This is a genomic window from Vibrio sp. 10N.222.55.C6 (genome assembly GCF_041473395.1).
Classification (GTDB): Bacteria; Pseudomonadota; Gammaproteobacteria; order Enterobacterales; family Vibrionaceae; genus Vibrio; species Vibrio crassostreae_C.
The window spans coordinates 1-407 of record NZ_JBFRSD010000126.1 but is presented as its reverse complement, the minus strand read 5'-3'; the positions used below and the strand labels follow the sequence as shown (position 1 = coordinate 407).

The window sequence follows — 407 nt, the reverse complement described above, 5'->3', positions numbered from 1 at the left end:
GATGTGTGGGATTTCAATGATTTATTTAATACCACAAAGGCATCTGAGTCACAGTACAAACTAGCGTTTCAAAGTGCCAAGCATAACCCCAAACTACTTATTGAGCTCAAACAAAGAATGTATTGGTTAATATGGGGAGGTAAAGGGGCATTATTAAGCGTTGAAGGTGCTGATACTTTTCGTAAAATTGAGAGCTTATTGTTGGTACAACGTAAGACTGAACTCACATTAAGAATGTTTTTTGACACAAGTATTGACTCTTTTGGCTACTTGAACAGTGAAATTGTTTTTTCGCAATTGGTCGAATCATTGAAAGGCCAAGCAGAGAAAATAATTGTACTTAAGCTCGATGCTTTGAGTGTCTTAACACAAGTTAATCAGTATTTTCCAGAACCTCATCGCTTTCA

At 36.4% G+C, this 407-nt stretch carries 1 pseudogene; it reads left to right on the top strand.

What is annotated here, in order from left to right:
- A pseudogene (locus AB4486_RS22855) lies at nucleotides 1-407 on the top strand (site-specific integrase); the annotation flags it as partial.